Here is a 13,804-nt window from a genome sequence, read left to right as displayed (position 1 = left end):
GTCAGATTCCCACGTCCTTGAACAGAATCGCGAACACCGCGTCGACAATGATCACCATGGTGATCGCCGACACCACCGAGGCGGTCGTGCCCTGCCCCAGGCTCTGGGTATTGGGCTCCACGCGCAGCCCCCAGTGGCAGCCGATGAGCGCGATCAGCACGCCGAAGACCATGGACTTGCCCATCGCGAGCCATAAATTGGCCGATTCGACCGCTGCGGGCAAGGCCTGGGCGAAGTAGGCGGGCGTGATGCCCATTGTCAGATCGGCGGCCAACATACCGCCGGCCAGCGCGGCCAGCGTGGTCCAGACCGCGACCAACGGCATGGCCACCGCCAGCGCCAGCGCGCGCGGCAGCACCAGTCGGAAGCCATGGGAAATACCCATGACCTGCATGGCGTCGAGTTCTTCGTTGACGCGCATCACGCCGATCTGGGCGGTGATCGCCGAGCCGGAACGGCCGGCGACCAGAATTGCGGCCAGCAGCGGGCCGAGTTCGCGGATCAGCGAAATGCCCAGAATATTGACGATGAAAGATTCGGCGCCGAACTGGCGCAGTTGCAAGGCCATCAGAAAGGCCAGCACCACGCCGATCAGAAAGCCGACCAGGGCCGTGATCGGCAGCGCGGTCGCGCCCATGCTGTAGAGATGGCCGGACACATCGCGCCACGGCGCACGCTGCGGCCGGCGCAGCAGGCGGCCGAAATCGAGCAGCAGCTGGCCAATCAGCTCGACCAGCTCCTTGAGGTGGCTGCAGCCCGCCAGCACCAGCATGCCGAGCTGGTCGATCTGCTGGCGCGGGTGCCAGCCGGGCTTGGCCGGCTTCTCGCACTGGCTGTACTGTTCGACGTGGGAAAGAATTTCACGGTGCGCGTCGCTGACCTCGTAGCTCGCCGGCCAGGCACCGCCCCAGTGGCGCCAGAGAATCTGCGCGCCCACATAGTCAAGCCTACCGATGCCCGTGAGGTCCCAGGCCGAAGCGTCGGGCACGGCCTGCAGTTCGCGCTCCAGCCGGCGCCAGTCAGCACGTTCGGCAAAGCCCGCCGCGGTCCAATCGCCTTTTGGCAAGGCGCGGCCGGCAGCGGAGTCGAACACAACAGAAGGGGCAAGCGAAGGCGGCATCAAGTGTCAGTGGCGGGGAGAAAGAAACCGGGCCGCAGGGCTACCGGCGGCATCCAGTTTTGCATATTCCTCGGGCCCCGGCGCGCAGGACGCGACCTCGTTGTGCACTCTAGCGCAAGCGGCTGGGGTAAGGGAATTAAAAATGCCCGCTTTTCGCCCCGGGCAGAGGCAGTCTCCGCGCGCTTTCCCTATCGACAGGCTACGGCCTATCGGGACAATGGGTCGCAGCCCTCTCCAACCAGCGCCTAGCGACCCGGACCCATGAGCGACACCACTTTCGACTACATCATCATCGGGGGCGGCACGGCCGGCGCCCTGCTGTGCAACCGCCTGAGCGCCGACCGCAGCAAGCGCGTGCTGCTGATCGAGGCCGGACGCAAGGACGATTACCACTGGATTCACATCCCCGTCGGTTATCTCTATTGCATAGGCAACCCGCGTACCGACTGGCTCTACCAGACCGAAGCCGAGCCCGGGCTCAACGGCCGCAGCCTGCGCTATCCGCGCGGCAAGACGCTGGGCGGCTGCAGCAGCATCAACGGCATGATCTACATGCGCGGCCAGGCCCGCGACTACGACCAGTGGGCGCAGCTCACGGGCGACGACGCCTGGCGCTGGGAAAACAGCCTGCCGCATTTCATGCGCCACGAAGACCATTGGCGGCTCGATGTCGGCGGCAGCGCCGACGCGCGCTTCAAGAGCCTGCACGGCAACAAGACCACGGGCAGCACGGGCGAGTGGCGCGTGGAGAAGCAGCGCCTGCGCTGGGACATCCTCGACGCGTTCTCCCAGGCCGCGCAGCAAAGCGGCATTCCCGCCAGCGACGACTTCAACGGCGGCGACAACGAAGGCGTGGGCTATTTCGAAGTCAACCAGAAGGCCGGCTGGCGCTGGAACACGGCCAAGGCCTTTTTGCGCCCCACCTGCTACGGCCGCGCGAATTTCGAGATGTGGACCATGGCCCAGGCGACGCGGCTGATCATCGACACCCAGCCCGACGGCAGCCAGCGCTGCACGGGCGTCGAAGTCGCCACCGGCGACGGCCTCGACATCGTGCACGCGACCGGCGAAGTGCTGGTCTGCGCGGGTGCGATCAACTCGCCGCAGCTGCTGCAGCTGTCGGGCATAGGCCCGGCGCAGCTGCTGCAAAAGCATGGCATTCCCGTGGTCAAGGACCTGCCGGGCGTGGGCGCCAACCTGCAGGACCATTTGCAGATTCGCACGGTGTTCAAGGTGAAGGGCGCGCCCACGCTCAATGTGCTCGCGTCCAGCCTGCTGGGCAAGGCAAAGATCGGCATGGAGTACGCGTTCAAGCGCAGCGGGCCCATGAGCATGGCGCCGTCGCAGCTGGGCGCGTTCACGCGCAGCCGCCCCGAACTGGCCCACCCCAATCTCGAATACCACGTGCAGCCGCTGTCGCTGGATGCGTTCGGCGAACCGCTGCATGCGTTCCCGGCGTTCACCGCCAGCGTCTGCAACCTGAACCCCACGAGCCGCGGCACGGTGCAGATCCGCAGCGCCGACTACCGCCAGGCGCCGGCGATCGCGCCGAACTACCTCAGCACCGACGAAGACCGCCAGGTCGCGGCCGACAGCCTGCGGCTCACGCGGCGCATCGTCGCCCAGCCCGCGCTGGCGCGCTTCGCGCCCGAGGAATACAAGCCCGGCGTGCAGTTCCAGACCGACGAGGAACTGGCGCGCCTCGCGGGCGACATCGCGACCACGATCTTCCACCCCGTGGGAACCACCAAGATGGGCCGTGACGACGATCCCATGGCCGTGCTCGACAGCCAGCTGCGCGTGCGCGGCATCGCCGGGCTGCGCGTGGTCGACGCGGGCGCGATGCCGACCATCACCAGCGGCAACACCAACTCGCCCACGCTGATGATGGCCGAGAAAGTCGCCGAGTGGATTCGCAAGAGCCAGGCCAGGCCGGCCGGCAGCGCGGTGCACGAGCCCGCCCCGCCGCCGCGCGTTCCCGTGGTGGCCTGAACTAGCGGATACCGCCCACATAGCGCTCGACGCCGCCTGCAGGTGGCGTTCGGTTCAGCGCGGGCATGGCCGCAAAGCCCGCGGCCGGCGCCGTCGGCGCGAGCTGCATGGCGCGCTCGAGCTTGTCGGCCCATTCGCCGAGTTCGGGCAATGCGTCCTGCTGGGCACGCAGGCGGCAAAAGCGCACGACTTCGCGCGCGTAGTCGGCGTTGCAGGCCATCCATTCGGTGTCGGTCACGCGCCCGGTCTTGCGCCGCAGCAGCACATGCACATGGGCGGCCACGGCCAGTTTTTCACTGTCAAGCATCGCAAACTCCTGCTGCGGGATTGAACGCCCGCGCGTTGCCGCGCAGGTCCATGCGGTCTCTGGCTAACCCAGCCGCTCGCGGTGCAGCGAAAGGTCCAGCCCGGTCTGCTCGCTGGCATCGGACACGCGCAGCCCCACCAGACGGTCGGTGAGCCACAGCAGCACGCCCGTGGCGACAAAGCTGAACACCGCGACCACCAGCACCGTCAGCATCTGGGTGCCGATGTGGCCCTGCACGCCGGCGATGCTGCGGCTCGCGAACACGCCCGTGAGCAATGAGCCGACGATTCCGCCTACGCCATGCACGCCGAATACGTCGAGCGCATCGTCGGCGCCCAGCGCGCGCTTGAGGCCGGTCGCGCCCCAGTAGCAGACCGCGCCCGCGATCAGGCCGATCAGCAGCGCCGGGCCCAGGCCCACATAGCCGGCCGCGGGCGTGATCGCCACCAGCCCCGCGACCAGGCCCGAACACAGGCCCAGCAGCGACGCGCGCCGGCGCAGCAGCCATTCGGCGATCAGCCAGCCGAGCGCGCCGCCCGCAGCCGCGAGATGCGTCACGGCCAGCGCCAGCGCGGCGCGGCTGTCGGCGGCCAGCGCCGAGCCCGCATTGAAGCCGAACCAGCCGATCAGCAGCAGGCTCGCCCCCAGCATGGTCCAGCCCAGGTTGTAGGGCTCGAACGCCTCGCGGCCATAGCCCTGGCGCGGGCCCAGATACCAGGCGCAGGCCAGACCCGCCGCGCCCGCGTTGACATGCACCACGGTGCCGCCCGCGAAATCCAGCGCCCCGAGGCGCGCGAGCCAGCCGCCGGCCTCCCAGACCCAGTGCGCGACCGGCACATAGACGGCCAGCGTCCACAGCGCAACGAACACCAGCAGCGCCGTGAAACGCATGCGCTCGACCAGTGCGCCCACCAGCAGCGCCGCGGTGATCACCGCGAACGACAGCTGGAACATCGCGAACGCAGCTTCGGGCACATTGGGCGCCATGTGGCTCACGCTCACGCGCTGGCCCGCCCAGTCCGGGTCCAGCCCCGCAAAGCCCAGGCGCGTGAAGCCGCCCAGAATGCCGTCGCCGGGCGTGAATGCCAGCGAATAGCCGGCGGCGAACCACAGCACGCTGACCACGCAGGCCACGAGCAGCACGCTGGCCAGCGTGTTGAGCACGTTCTTGCGCCGCACCATGCCCGCATAGAACAGCGCCACGCCGGGCAGCGTCATCAGCAGCACCAAGGCGGTGCAGACCATCAACCAACCGGTATCGGCCGCATTCAGGGCGGCCATTTCAACCATGGTGGGGGCCACCAGCGGCGCGGCCGGCGCCGCGGCCGCGGGCAGCGCCCAGGTGGCAAGCACTGCTCCCCCCATGGCGAAGCCGGCTGCAGAGTAAGAGTGCTGCGCCTTGGCGTGCGAGTGTCTGGAGATGTCTTGCCTGCCTGTCATGTCCATGCCATGCCTCCGGGAAGAGTGGTTGCTGACAGAGACGCAAGCACAGGGCGTGCCAAAACAGATACAGAAGCGCGCTTTTATTTGCAAAAAGTCACACTAAATACACATATGCACTCCCCTGGATACCCGTTCACTCCGGGAAACTCCCAATGCACCAAGCGAGTGCAAGCGTTACAGTCCAACCACTCAAGTGCACCTCGGTGCGACGAAGAGGGGCCGAGGAGACACTACTCGACATAGAAATAGACCAATATTCAAAAAGCATACAGCGAGATGCCTTTACAGAGCGCCGGCCCAGTCCGGCGCTTTTTTATTGGTCGCTGCATACATGGGCATGCACCCTGACGGTGCGACAATCTCGCCCCTATGGAATGGCTCTTTGTTTCGCTGGCCTCGATGCTGGCCGGGTTTGTCGATGCCATCGTTGGCGGGGGTGGACTGATCCTCGTGCCGGCGATTTTCGCGGCGTTTCCCCATGCGCCCCCGGCCACGCTGCTGGGCACGGGCAAAAGTGCCTCCGTTTGGGGCACGACCATGTCGGCCTGGCAATACGGTCGGCGCGTGCGCATTCCCTGGGCCGCGCTGACGCCGGCGATCGTGATCAGCTTTGCCGGCTCGTTCGCGGGCGCCTGGGCGGTCACCGTCATCTCCTCCGATTTCCTGCGCAAGCTGCTGCCGGTGGTGCTGGTGCTGGTGCTGGCCTATACGCTGCTGAAGAAAGACATGGGGCGCAACCACGCGCCGCGCTTCGCGGGCCGCGCCGAAACCCTGGTCGCCTGCACCATTGGCCTGGTCATTGGCTTCTACGACGGCTTCTTCGGTCCGGGCACGGGCAGCTTCTTCGTGTTCCTGTTCGTGCGCCTGCTGGGCTATGACTTTCTCAACGCCTCGGTCTCGGCCAAGCTGCTCAACATCGCGACCAATGTCGCGGCCATCGTGCTGTTCAGCCTCAAGGGCCATGTCTGGTGGCATTTCGCGCTCCCTCTGGCACTGGCGAATGTCATGGGCAGCATGCTCGGCACCTACATGGCCTTGCGCCACGGCACGGGCTTTGTGCGCAGCATCTTCATTCTCGTGGTCAGCGTTCTGATCCTCAAGACCGGCTACGACGCGTTCCTGCGCTGAAGCCGCGCAACGGGCCTTAACAAAGCCCGAACGCAGACAAGTAAGCAAGCGCTCGCAACGACCACAGTCCTTGTATGGCAAGGAATTCCGGTTTTAGTATGTTGCGCCGGGCTTGCGGCGCGCGCCATCATGGCGACACAGGGTCCGGGCCCTGGTTCCAGGAGATGCGCATGAAATTTCTGCCAATCGTCACTTTTGCGGTCGCGCTGTGCGTGGCCGCCAGCGCCGCCCAGGCCAGGCCGCTGGAGGCCGTGCGCCAGGACGGCACGCTGCGGATCGCCACCGAAGGCCACTACGCGCCGTTCAATTTCTTCCAGGGCAAGCAGCTCACGGGCTTTGAAGTCGAAATCGCCGAACTCGTGGCGCAGAAGATGGGCCTCAAGCCCGAATGGAAAACGCTCAGCTTCGACGCGCTGCTCACCGGCCTGCAGCAGGACCGCTGGGATGTGGCCATTGCCTCGCACGCGATCACCGCCGAGCGCGCCAAGGCCGTGACCTTCGCCGCACCCCACTACTGCTCGGGCGGCACCATTGTCTCGATGGCGCCGAAATTGCGCCGCGCCAGCGACCTCGCGGGCAAAGTGGTCGCGGTGCAGACCGGCACCACCTATGCGGCCGAAGTGCAGCGCCTGCCGGGCGTGCGGGCGGTGAAGAACTTTCCCAGCGACACCGATGCGCGCAGCGCGCTGGTTTCCAAGCGCGTCGATGCAATGGTCACCGACCGCTTCATCGCCAAGGAGCTGCTGCGCAAATCGCCCCAGGCCGGGTTTCATATGGGCGAAATGGTGACGGTCGAGCGCATTGCCGCGGCCATGGCGCTGGGCAACACCGGCCTGGCCGACGCCTGGTCGCAGGCGCTGCAGGCCGTGATGGCCGACGGCAGCTATGCCAAGGTGGCGCAGAAATACTTCCAGGAAGATATCCGCTGCCCCGCCGGCCGCTGACCCGGCGCTGCCCGCAAGGCCCTTATGTCCATCGCTTTCCGGCCCGCTCACTGGTCGCGCCTGCAGCGCAGCAATGCGACGCTGGTCGCGGCGCTGCTGTCGCTGGTGCTGGTCATGGCCACGCTGGGCTGGCTGTTTTCCTGGCTGCCCGAACCCATAGGCTCGAGCGCAGAGATATTTGCCGAGGGCGCGCGCACCACGCTGTGGCTCACGCTGGTCAGCGGCGCCGTGGGGCTGGCGCTGGGCACGGCGACGGCGCTGGCGCGCACTTCGCGCTGGGCGCTGCTGCGCTGGGGCGCGCGCTTTTACCTCTGGGTGATACGCGGCACGCCGCTGCTGGTGCAGATCCTGTTCGTCTATTTCGCGCTGCCCATGCTCGTGCCCGGCCTGCGCCTGCCCGAGTTCGAAGCCGCGGTGCTCGCTCTGGGACTCAATGCGGGCGCCTACAACAGCGAAGCGATTCGCGCCGGCCTGCTGGCCGTGCCCCAGGGCCAGACCGAAGCCGCGCGCGCGCTGGGCCTGAGCCGGCGCCATGTGTTCCTCGACGTGGTCATGCCCCAGGCGTTCAAGATGGCCTTGCCGCCGCTGGTCAGCAACTTCGTCGCGCTGCTCAAGGACTCGTCGCTGGCCTATGCGATCGGCGTGGTCGAGCTGACCAATGTGGGCAACCGCCTGCAGTCGCAGACTTTCCAGCCCATCGCCACGCTGAGCACGGTGGCGCTGACCTATCTGGTGCTGACCACGCTGGTCACGCAGGCGACCCAGGCCATCGAATACCGCTTCGACATCGAAGGCCGTTCGCAATGAGTGCCGCGCCCTACATCGTCGTCGACCGGGTCTGCAAGTCGTTCGGTGCGCAGCCGGTGCTGCGCGACGTCTCGACGCAGTTCCGCACGGGCGAAGTCAGCGTGATCATCGGCGCCTCGGGCTCGGGCAAGTCGACGCTGCTGCGCGCCATCAACCGGCTCGAGCCGCACGACAGCGGCACGATCACCATTGCCGGCGTGCCCGTCGGGTCCAACGAGGCGACGCTGCAACAGCAGCGCACCGACGTGGGCATGGTGTTCCAGCAGTTCAACCTGTTCGGCCACATGACGGTGCTCGACAACCTGACGCTCGCGCCGCGGCGCATCCACCGCACGCCGCGCGCCCAGGCCAACACCCAGGCCATGGCCTTGCTGCGCCGCGTGGGCCTGCAGGAGCACAGCGCCAAGTACCCGTGGCAGCTGTCGGGCGGCCAGCAGCAGCGCGTGGCGATCGCGCGCGCGCTGGCGATGCACCCCAAGGTGATGCTGTTCGACGAGCCGACTTCGGCGCTGGACCCGGAAATGGTGCAGGAAGTGCTGGACGTGATGCGCGAACTCGCGCGCGCCGGCATGACCATGATCGTCGTCACCCACGAGATGGGCTTTGCGCGCGAAGTCGCCGACCGCGTGCTGTTTTTCGACCAGGGGCGCATTGCCCATGAAGCCCCTCCGGCCGAGTTCTTCGGTCAGCCGGCCAATGACCGCATTCGGGCCTTCATTGGGCGCATGGGCGGATAGCCGCGGGCCGCGGCTCAGTCTTCCGGTATCCAGCCGACCGCAGCCGCGGCCGGAATAAGCGGCTTCTGCGCCGCTGCCGCGGGGCGTGCGCCGCCATCCACGGGCGCGGCCGCGGGGAAAGGATCGGGCAGTGCCTTGCGCGGCAGGCCTTCGACGGACACGCTGTCGGCGGGTACGGCGATATCGTTCGCGCGGCGCGGCTGGCCCATGGGCAGGCGCGCCTGGCCGGAACGCACCGAAGCGATGTCTTCCTCGCTGGGGTACTGGCCCAGCAGCCAGTAGTCGAACACCCGGCGCGCGATCGGCCCCGCGGCGGCCGCGCCAAAGCCCGCGTTCTCGACGATCAGCGCGAGCGCGATCGTGGGCTTGTCGGCCGGCGCATAGGCCATGTAGAGCGAATGGTCGCGCTGGTATTCGGTGAGCTTGGCTGCGTTGTACTTGTCTTTTTGCCCCACGCTCACCGCCTGGGCCGTGCCGGTCTTGCCGGCCGAGGTATAGGGCGCACCCGCGAAAATGCCGCGTGCCGTGCCGTCGACCGTGACCGCCGCGACCGCGCGGCGCACGGCTTCGACGTTCTGCGGCTTGTAGCCCAGGTCTATGCCCGCGGGCTGGGCCAGCTGCTGGTAGCGCCGGGTCAGCGCATCGATCTTGCCCAGACCCAGATGGGGCTGGTGCTTGACGCCGCTGTTGGCCAGCGTCGCCGTCGCATGCGCGAGCTGCAGCAGCGTGAAGTTGTTGTAGCCCTGGCCGATGCCCAGCGAAATGGTTTCGCCCGCATACCATTTCTTCTGCTCGGGGCGCTTGTAGGTGTTGCGCTTCCACTCCTGGCTGGGCAGCACGCCGCGCACTTCGCCGCGCACGTCGAGGCCCGTGATCTGGCCGAAGCCCAGCGGCTTCATGAAGTCGTGCATCGCATCGACGCCCATGTCGTTGGCCAGCTGGTAGAAATACACATTGCTCGACTTGACGATCGCGCGGTGCAGGTCGACCGGGCCGTTGGGGTGACCGCTGCGGAACGTATGGCCGCCGAAAGTCCAGCTGCCGTTGTCCTGCGTGATGCTGTCGGTGCGGCGCGCGCCGCGTTCGAGCGCGCCCAGTGCCATGAACGGCTTGTAGGTCGAGCCCGGCGGATAGGTGCCGCGCAGCGCACGGTTGAGCATGGGCCGGTCTATGGATTCATTGAGCTGGGCCCAGCTTTCCTGGTCGATGCCGTCGACGAACAGGTTCAGATCGAATGCCGGACGGCTGACCATGGCCAGCACTTCGCCGTTGCGCGGGTCGATCGCGACCAGCGCGCCGCGGCGATTGCCGTAGAGCTGTTCGATCATGCGCTGCAGGCGGATGTCGAGCGACAGCACCAGGCTGTCGCCGGGCGTCGCGGCGCGGCTGCCGAGCTTGCGCACCGCATAGCCGCCCGCGGAGGTCTCGAGCTGCTCCCAGCCCGTGAGGCCGTGCAGGTCCTGTTCGTAACTTTGCTCTATGCCCAGCTTGCCTATGACTTCGGTGCCGCGGTAGTTGGCCGCATTCTCGGAGTCTTCGAGTGCTTCTTTTTCGCGCTGGTTGATGCGGCCGATATAGCCGATCACATGGCTCGCGGTCTCTTCGAGCGGGTAGGAGCGAAACAGCCGCGCCTTGATGTCCACGCCCGGGAAACGGTAGCGCTGGGCGGCGAAATGCGCGACTTCCTCGTCGCTCAGCCGCGTGCGAATGGGCAGCGACTCGAAATTCTTCGAGTCGTCGACCAGGCGCTTGAACTTGCGCCGGTCGCGCGGCGTGATTTCGACCAGCGTCGCGAGTTCGTCTATGGTGGCTTCGAGGTCCTTGACCTTGGAGCGCGTGATTTCCAGCGTATAGGCCGCGTAGTTGGTGGCCAGCACCACACCGTTGCGGTCGAGAATCTGGCCGCGGTTGGGCACGATGGGCACGACCGCCGTGCGGTTGCTTTCGGCGCGTTCGGCGAGGTCTTCGTGGCGCACCACCTGCAGCACCAGCAGCCGCCAGACGAGCAGGCAGAACGCGAGCAGCACCACGGCCGCGACCACCCAGATACGCAGCCGGAAACGCGACTGTTCGACTTCGGAGTCGATGACTTCCATCATGCGGCGCACCTCGCGCAGCGGACAGGCCAGGGCATCATGCGCAGCATGTTTACAGGGGCCGGTTTTCGTCGGCGTCGGGCGCGCGCCGCTGCGGTGCGAGCAGCACCATGCTGATCAACGGCCAGAGCAGGCCTTCGGCCAACGGGGCGATGACCATGCTCCAGCCGGGAAACACTCCGCCGCTGAGCAGACCCACGACCAGAGCCACCGCATGCGCCATGAAGAACAGCGGCAGCATCTGCAGCGCCTGCACCGGCAGGCTGAACCACAGCAGGCGGCGGCGCATGCTCACGGCACCGAACACCAGCAGGCAATAGACCAGCGCGTGCTGGCCCAGCAATGCGCTGTGCTGCACATCCATGCACAGGCCGAATATGAAGGCCAGGCCCATGCCCACGCGCTGCGGCTGGTGCACGCTCCAGAACGCGATCAGCATCATCAGCAGATCGGGCATCCAGGCGACGCGGCCCAGCGGCAGCATGTTGATGGCCAGGGCCGCGACCAGGCTCGCGCCCATGAACACCGGATTGACCGGCAGCAGCAATGGTTGACCACGCGGCATGATCATCGCGGATTCTCCTGACGGCCGCGCGCGGCTGCCGGGGCAGGCGCGGGCGTGGCGGGTTTCTCGGCGGGTTTAGCGGCCGCCGCGCGGGCTGGAGCCGCCGGCTTGGCCGCGGACGCAGCGGGCGACTGCGCCGTGGGAGCATCTTCAAGCGCCACCACGGGCGGCAGCACCAGCACGTGACGCGCCTGCTGCACGCGCGCCATGGGCTCGCAATAGATACGCGAAAACGCCGAATCGGCGCGGTGCTCGACGCGCAGCACGCGCGCCACGGGAATTCCCGCGGGATAGACGCCATCGACGCCGCTGGTGGTCAGCAGGTCGCCGTCGACCACATCGGCGTTGCTGGGCACGAAGCGCAGTTCGATGTTGCCGCCGCCGCCGGGCGAAGGGTCGCCATAGGCGACGCTGCGCGCGCCGGTGCGCGGGTTGAAAACGGGAATCGCCTGGTCACGGTCGATCAGCAGCGTCACTTCGCTGCGCAGCGCATAGACCCGCGTGACCTGGCCCAGCACGCCATTGGCATCGAGCACTGGCGAGCCCAGCGCAATGCCCGAAGTCTGGCCGCGGTCTATCACCACGCGGCGGGTATAGGGGTCGGGCGTGTCGTGCACCACTTCGGCGGCCTGGCCCGGACTCGCCAGGTGCTCGCGCAGCGCGAGCAGGGCGCGCAGATGCAGGTTCTCGTCGAGCAGCTGCTCCGCCAGATGCGCGCTCTGCGCGACCTGGACCAGGCGCTGATCGGCGGCACGGGCCTGCGCCTGGGCCTGTTCCATCGATTGCATGTATTCGGTGCCCTGATGGATCAGGGACACGGGCTGGATCACCAGCCACTGCACGGGGTAGAGCACGCTGGCCACGACCTGGCGCACCGGCTCGGTCAATTTGAAGCGCGCGTCGGCAACCATCAGAAACAGCGCCAGGGCGCTGTAGAAAGCCAGCTGCGACAGCAGCGACGGGCCCTGGCGAAACAACGAGGGCACGCGCCGATCAACGGATCCCAAAGGCATCAGACGTGCCCCTGCGCTGCATGCGTCGCATGCAGTGAAAAATCGTGCGCCTGCATGTCATTCACTTCTCGCCCCCCGCCGCAAAGCAGCCTGGTTCACTCGCTGACGAAAATGCTTCCGTAGCGATCGAGCTCATCCAGGGACATGCCGCAGCCGCGCACCACGCAGGTCAGCGGCTCTTCCGCCACCAGCACCGGCAGGCCGGTTTCCTCGGCCAGCAGACGGTCGAGGTCACGCAGCAGTGCGCCGCCACCGGTCAGCATCATGCCGCGCTCGGCGATGTCGGCGCCGAGTTCGGGCGGAGTCTGCTCGAGCGCGTTCTTCACGGCCGAGACGATCTGGTTGAGCGGTTCGGTCAGCGCTTCGAGCACTTCGTTGCTCGAGATCGTGAAGCTGCGGGGCACGCCTTCGGAAAGGTTGCGGCCCTTGACTTCGATCTCGCGCACTTCGGAGCCGGGGAAAGCCGAGCCGATCTGCTTCTTGATCAGTTCTGCCGTGGGCTCGCCGATCAGCATGCCGTAGTTGCGGCGGATGTAGCTGATGATGCTTTCGTCGAACTTGTCGCCGCCGACACGCACCGAGCCCTTGTAGACCATGCCGCCCAGCGAAATGACGCCGACTTCGGTCGTGCCGCCGCCGATGTCGACGACCATCGAGCCCGAGGCGTCGAACACCGGCAGACCGGCGCCAATGCCCGCGGCCATGGGTTCTTCGATCAGGCGCACGGTGCGCGCACCCGCGGCTTCGGCTGCGTCCTTGATCGCCCGGCGTTCGACCTGGGTCGAGCCGCAGGGCACGCAGATGACGATGCGCGGGCTCGGAGCAAAAATGTTCCGGGGGTGCACCATCTTGATAAACTGCTTGATCATCTGCTCGGTGATGACGAAGTCGGCAATGACGCCGTCTTTCATCGGGCGGATGGCCTCGATGTTGCCTGGCACCTTGCCGAGCATGGCCTTGGCCTCGCGGCCAACGGCCTGGATCACCTTCTTGCCGTGCGGCCCGCCTTCGTGGCGGATCGCGACTACCGAGGGTTCGTCCAGGACAATGCCCTTGTCGCGGGCGAAAATAAGCGTATTTGCTGTGCCAAGATCAATGGCCAGGTCGGTGGAGAAATACCGACGGAAAGCTCCGAACATTCAAAAGTCCTCTCAGGCACGGTCGGCGCGTCGGCCGGCCATCGCCAGGTATCAGGGGGGGTGGGAGTGCAATTGGGTTCAATGCTGCAAATACCGCCTCAAAAGATGGTAATGCGGCAAAGCCGAGATAATACCGTATCCCCTGTGAATAACCCCTGCCGACTTGACCCGGATCACAGCTTTACTTCTGGTTTCCTCTTTCTAAAACCCTATGGCACTGACCTCTCAAGACATCGAGCGCATCGCCAATCTGGCACGGCTCGAACTATCTTCCACCGAGAGTGAGCGCATGCTCGCACAACTCAACGGCTTCTTCGGCATCGTCGAGAAGATGCAGGCGGTGGACACTTCGGGCGTCGCGCCGCTGTCCCACCCCGTGGCGGCCATCGAAGACGTGCAACTGCGCCTGCGTGAGGACATTGCCAGCGAGCCGAACAACCGCGAAGCCAACCAGCGCAACGCGCCGGCCGTCGAACGCGGCCTGTTCCTGGTTCCCAAAGTGATTGAGTAAGG

The 13,804-nt window shown here is 66.6% G+C and carries 13 protein-coding genes; 6 read left to right on the top strand and 7 right to left on the bottom strand.

What is annotated here, in order from left to right; all coding sequences use genetic code 11:
• Position 1: 1 nt before the first annotated feature.
• Positions 2-1,120: an MlaE family ABC transporter permease gene (locus KHY18_RS15040; RefSeq protein ID WP_213301380.1), complete on the bottom strand. Its 1,119-nt coding sequence runs from the start codon at positions 1,118-1,120 to the stop codon at positions 2-4.
• Positions 1,121-1,381: 261 nt separating this feature from the next.
• Between KHY18_RS15040 and KHY18_RS15035 the strand changes: the two genes are divergently transcribed.
• Complete coding sequence (locus KHY18_RS15035; RefSeq protein WP_213301377.1) at positions 1,382-3,112, top strand: GMC family oxidoreductase; 1,731 nt, start codon at positions 1,382-1,384, stop codon at positions 3,110-3,112.
• 1 nt (position 3,113) lies between these two features.
• On the opposite strand, the gene KHY18_RS15030 is transcribed toward KHY18_RS15035, so the two are convergent.
• The gene (locus KHY18_RS15030; protein WP_213301374.1) at positions 3,114-3,419 is read right to left on the bottom strand and encodes a hypothetical protein; all 306 of its coding nucleotides are present in this window, start codon (positions 3,417-3,419) and stop codon (positions 3,114-3,116) included.
• 63 nt (positions 3,420-3,482) lie between these two features.
• Positions 3,483-4,784 (bottom strand): ammonium transporter, encoded by a 1,302-nt coding sequence (locus KHY18_RS15025; RefSeq protein ID WP_213301371.1) that lies wholly within the window; start codon positions 4,782-4,784, stop codon positions 3,483-3,485.
• 447 nt (positions 4,785-5,231) lie between these two features.
• Here KHY18_RS15025 and KHY18_RS15020 point away from each other — a divergent pair, with 447 nt between their 5' ends.
• The 4 genes from KHY18_RS15020 (at position 5,232) to KHY18_RS15005 (ending at position 8,478) form a co-directional block, all read left to right on the top strand.
• On the top strand, positions 5,232-5,990 hold the full coding sequence (locus KHY18_RS15020) for a TSUP family transporter (protein ID WP_213301368.1): 759 nt from the start codon (positions 5,232-5,234) through the stop codon (positions 5,988-5,990).
• A 170-nt stretch (positions 5,991-6,160) separates the two neighbouring features.
• Positions 6,161-6,934 (top strand): ABC transporter substrate-binding protein, encoded by a 774-nt coding sequence (locus KHY18_RS15015; RefSeq protein ID WP_213301365.1) that lies wholly within the window; start codon positions 6,161-6,163, stop codon positions 6,932-6,934.
• Between the two features lie 24 nt (positions 6,935-6,958).
• Positions 6,959-7,741: an amino acid ABC transporter permease gene (locus KHY18_RS15010; protein ID WP_213301362.1), complete on the top strand. Its 783-nt coding sequence runs from the start codon at positions 6,959-6,961 to the stop codon at positions 7,739-7,741.
• On the top strand, positions 7,738-8,478 hold the full coding sequence (locus KHY18_RS15005) for an amino acid ABC transporter ATP-binding protein (protein WP_213301359.1): 741 nt from the start codon (positions 7,738-7,740) through the stop codon (positions 8,476-8,478). Before KHY18_RS15010 ends, KHY18_RS15005 begins: the two co-directional genes overlap by 4 nt.
• Positions 8,479-8,492: 14 nt before the next feature.
• Here the strand turns inward: KHY18_RS15005 and mrdA are convergent, their stop codons facing one another.
• The 4 genes from mrdA to KHY18_RS14985 all read right to left on the bottom strand — a co-directional run bounded on the left by mrdA (position 8,493) and on the right by KHY18_RS14985 (position 13,291).
• Positions 8,493-10,577, bottom strand: a complete 2,085-nt coding sequence (gene mrdA / locus KHY18_RS15000) for a penicillin-binding protein 2 (protein ID WP_213301356.1) — start codon at positions 10,575-10,577, stop codon at positions 8,493-8,495.
• 49 nt (positions 10,578-10,626) lie between these two features.
• Positions 10,627-11,145: a rod shape-determining protein MreD gene (mreD, locus tag KHY18_RS14995; RefSeq protein ID WP_213301353.1), complete on the bottom strand. Its 519-nt coding sequence runs from the start codon at positions 11,143-11,145 to the stop codon at positions 10,627-10,629.
• A complete protein-coding gene (mreC, locus tag KHY18_RS14990) occupies positions 11,142-12,152 on the bottom strand; it encodes a rod shape-determining protein MreC (RefSeq protein ID WP_213301350.1) in 1,011 nt (336 codons plus the stop codon). The genes mreD and mreC overlap by 4 nt, the downstream gene beginning before the upstream one ends.
• 95 nt (positions 12,153-12,247) lie before the next feature.
• Positions 12,248-13,291, bottom strand: coding sequence for a rod shape-determining protein (locus KHY18_RS14985; RefSeq protein WP_213301347.1), 1,044 nt, complete (start codon positions 13,289-13,291; stop codon positions 12,248-12,250).
• A gap of 211 nt (positions 13,292-13,502) precedes the next feature.
• Between KHY18_RS14985 and gatC the strand changes: the two genes are divergently transcribed.
• Entirely contained in the window at positions 13,503-13,802 is a 300-nt protein-coding gene (gatC, locus tag KHY18_RS14980) for an Asp-tRNA(Asn)/Glu-tRNA(Gln) amidotransferase subunit GatC (protein ID WP_213301343.1), read from the top strand.
• The last annotated feature ends 2 nt before the right edge of the window (positions 13,803-13,804 follow it).

It is taken from the genome of Acidovorax sp. CCYZU-2555 (assembly GCF_018413525.1).
Lineage (GTDB): Bacteria > Pseudomonadota > Gammaproteobacteria > Burkholderiales > Burkholderiaceae_C > Comamonas.
This window is presented reverse-complemented; position numbering and strand designations above follow the sequence as displayed.

Excerpts from the sequence above, each read along its gene's own strand:
- KHY18_RS15040 (WP_213301380.1), bottom strand. The coding sequence starts at position 1,120 with ATGCCGCCTTCGCTTGCCCCTTCTGTTGTGTTCGACTCCGCTGCCGGC.
- KHY18_RS15035 (WP_213301377.1), top strand. The coding sequence starts at position 1,382 with ATGAGCGACACCACTTTCGACTACATCATCATCGGGGGCGGCACGGCC.
- KHY18_RS15030 (WP_213301374.1), bottom strand. The coding sequence starts at position 3,419 with ATGCTTGACAGTGAAAAACTGGCCGTGGCCGCCCATGTGCATGTGCTG.
- KHY18_RS15025 (WP_213301371.1), bottom strand. The coding sequence starts at position 4,784 with ATGGGGGGAGCAGTGCTTGCCACCTGGGCGCTGCCCGCGGCCGCGGCG.
- KHY18_RS15020 (WP_213301368.1), top strand. The coding sequence starts at position 5,232 with ATGGAATGGCTCTTTGTTTCGCTGGCCTCGATGCTGGCCGGGTTTGTC.
- KHY18_RS15015 (WP_213301365.1), top strand. The coding sequence starts at position 6,161 with ATGAAATTTCTGCCAATCGTCACTTTTGCGGTCGCGCTGTGCGTGGCC.
- KHY18_RS15010 (WP_213301362.1), top strand. The coding sequence starts at position 6,959 with ATGTCCATCGCTTTCCGGCCCGCTCACTGGTCGCGCCTGCAGCGCAGC.
- KHY18_RS15005 (WP_213301359.1), top strand. The coding sequence starts at position 7,738 with ATGAGTGCCGCGCCCTACATCGTCGTCGACCGGGTCTGCAAGTCGTTC.
- mrdA (WP_213301356.1), bottom strand. The coding sequence starts at position 10,577 with ATGATGGAAGTCATCGACTCCGAAGTCGAACAGTCGCGTTTCCGGCTG.
- mreD (WP_213301353.1), bottom strand. The coding sequence starts at position 11,145 with ATGATCATGCCGCGTGGTCAACCATTGCTGCTGCCGGTCAATCCGGTG.
- mreC (WP_213301350.1), bottom strand. The coding sequence starts at position 12,152 with ATGCCTTTGGGATCCGTTGATCGGCGCGTGCCCTCGTTGTTTCGCCAG.
- KHY18_RS14985 (WP_213301347.1), bottom strand. The coding sequence starts at position 13,291 with ATGTTCGGAGCTTTCCGTCGGTATTTCTCCACCGACCTGGCCATTGAT.
- gatC (WP_213301343.1), top strand. The coding sequence starts at position 13,503 with ATGGCACTGACCTCTCAAGACATCGAGCGCATCGCCAATCTGGCACGG.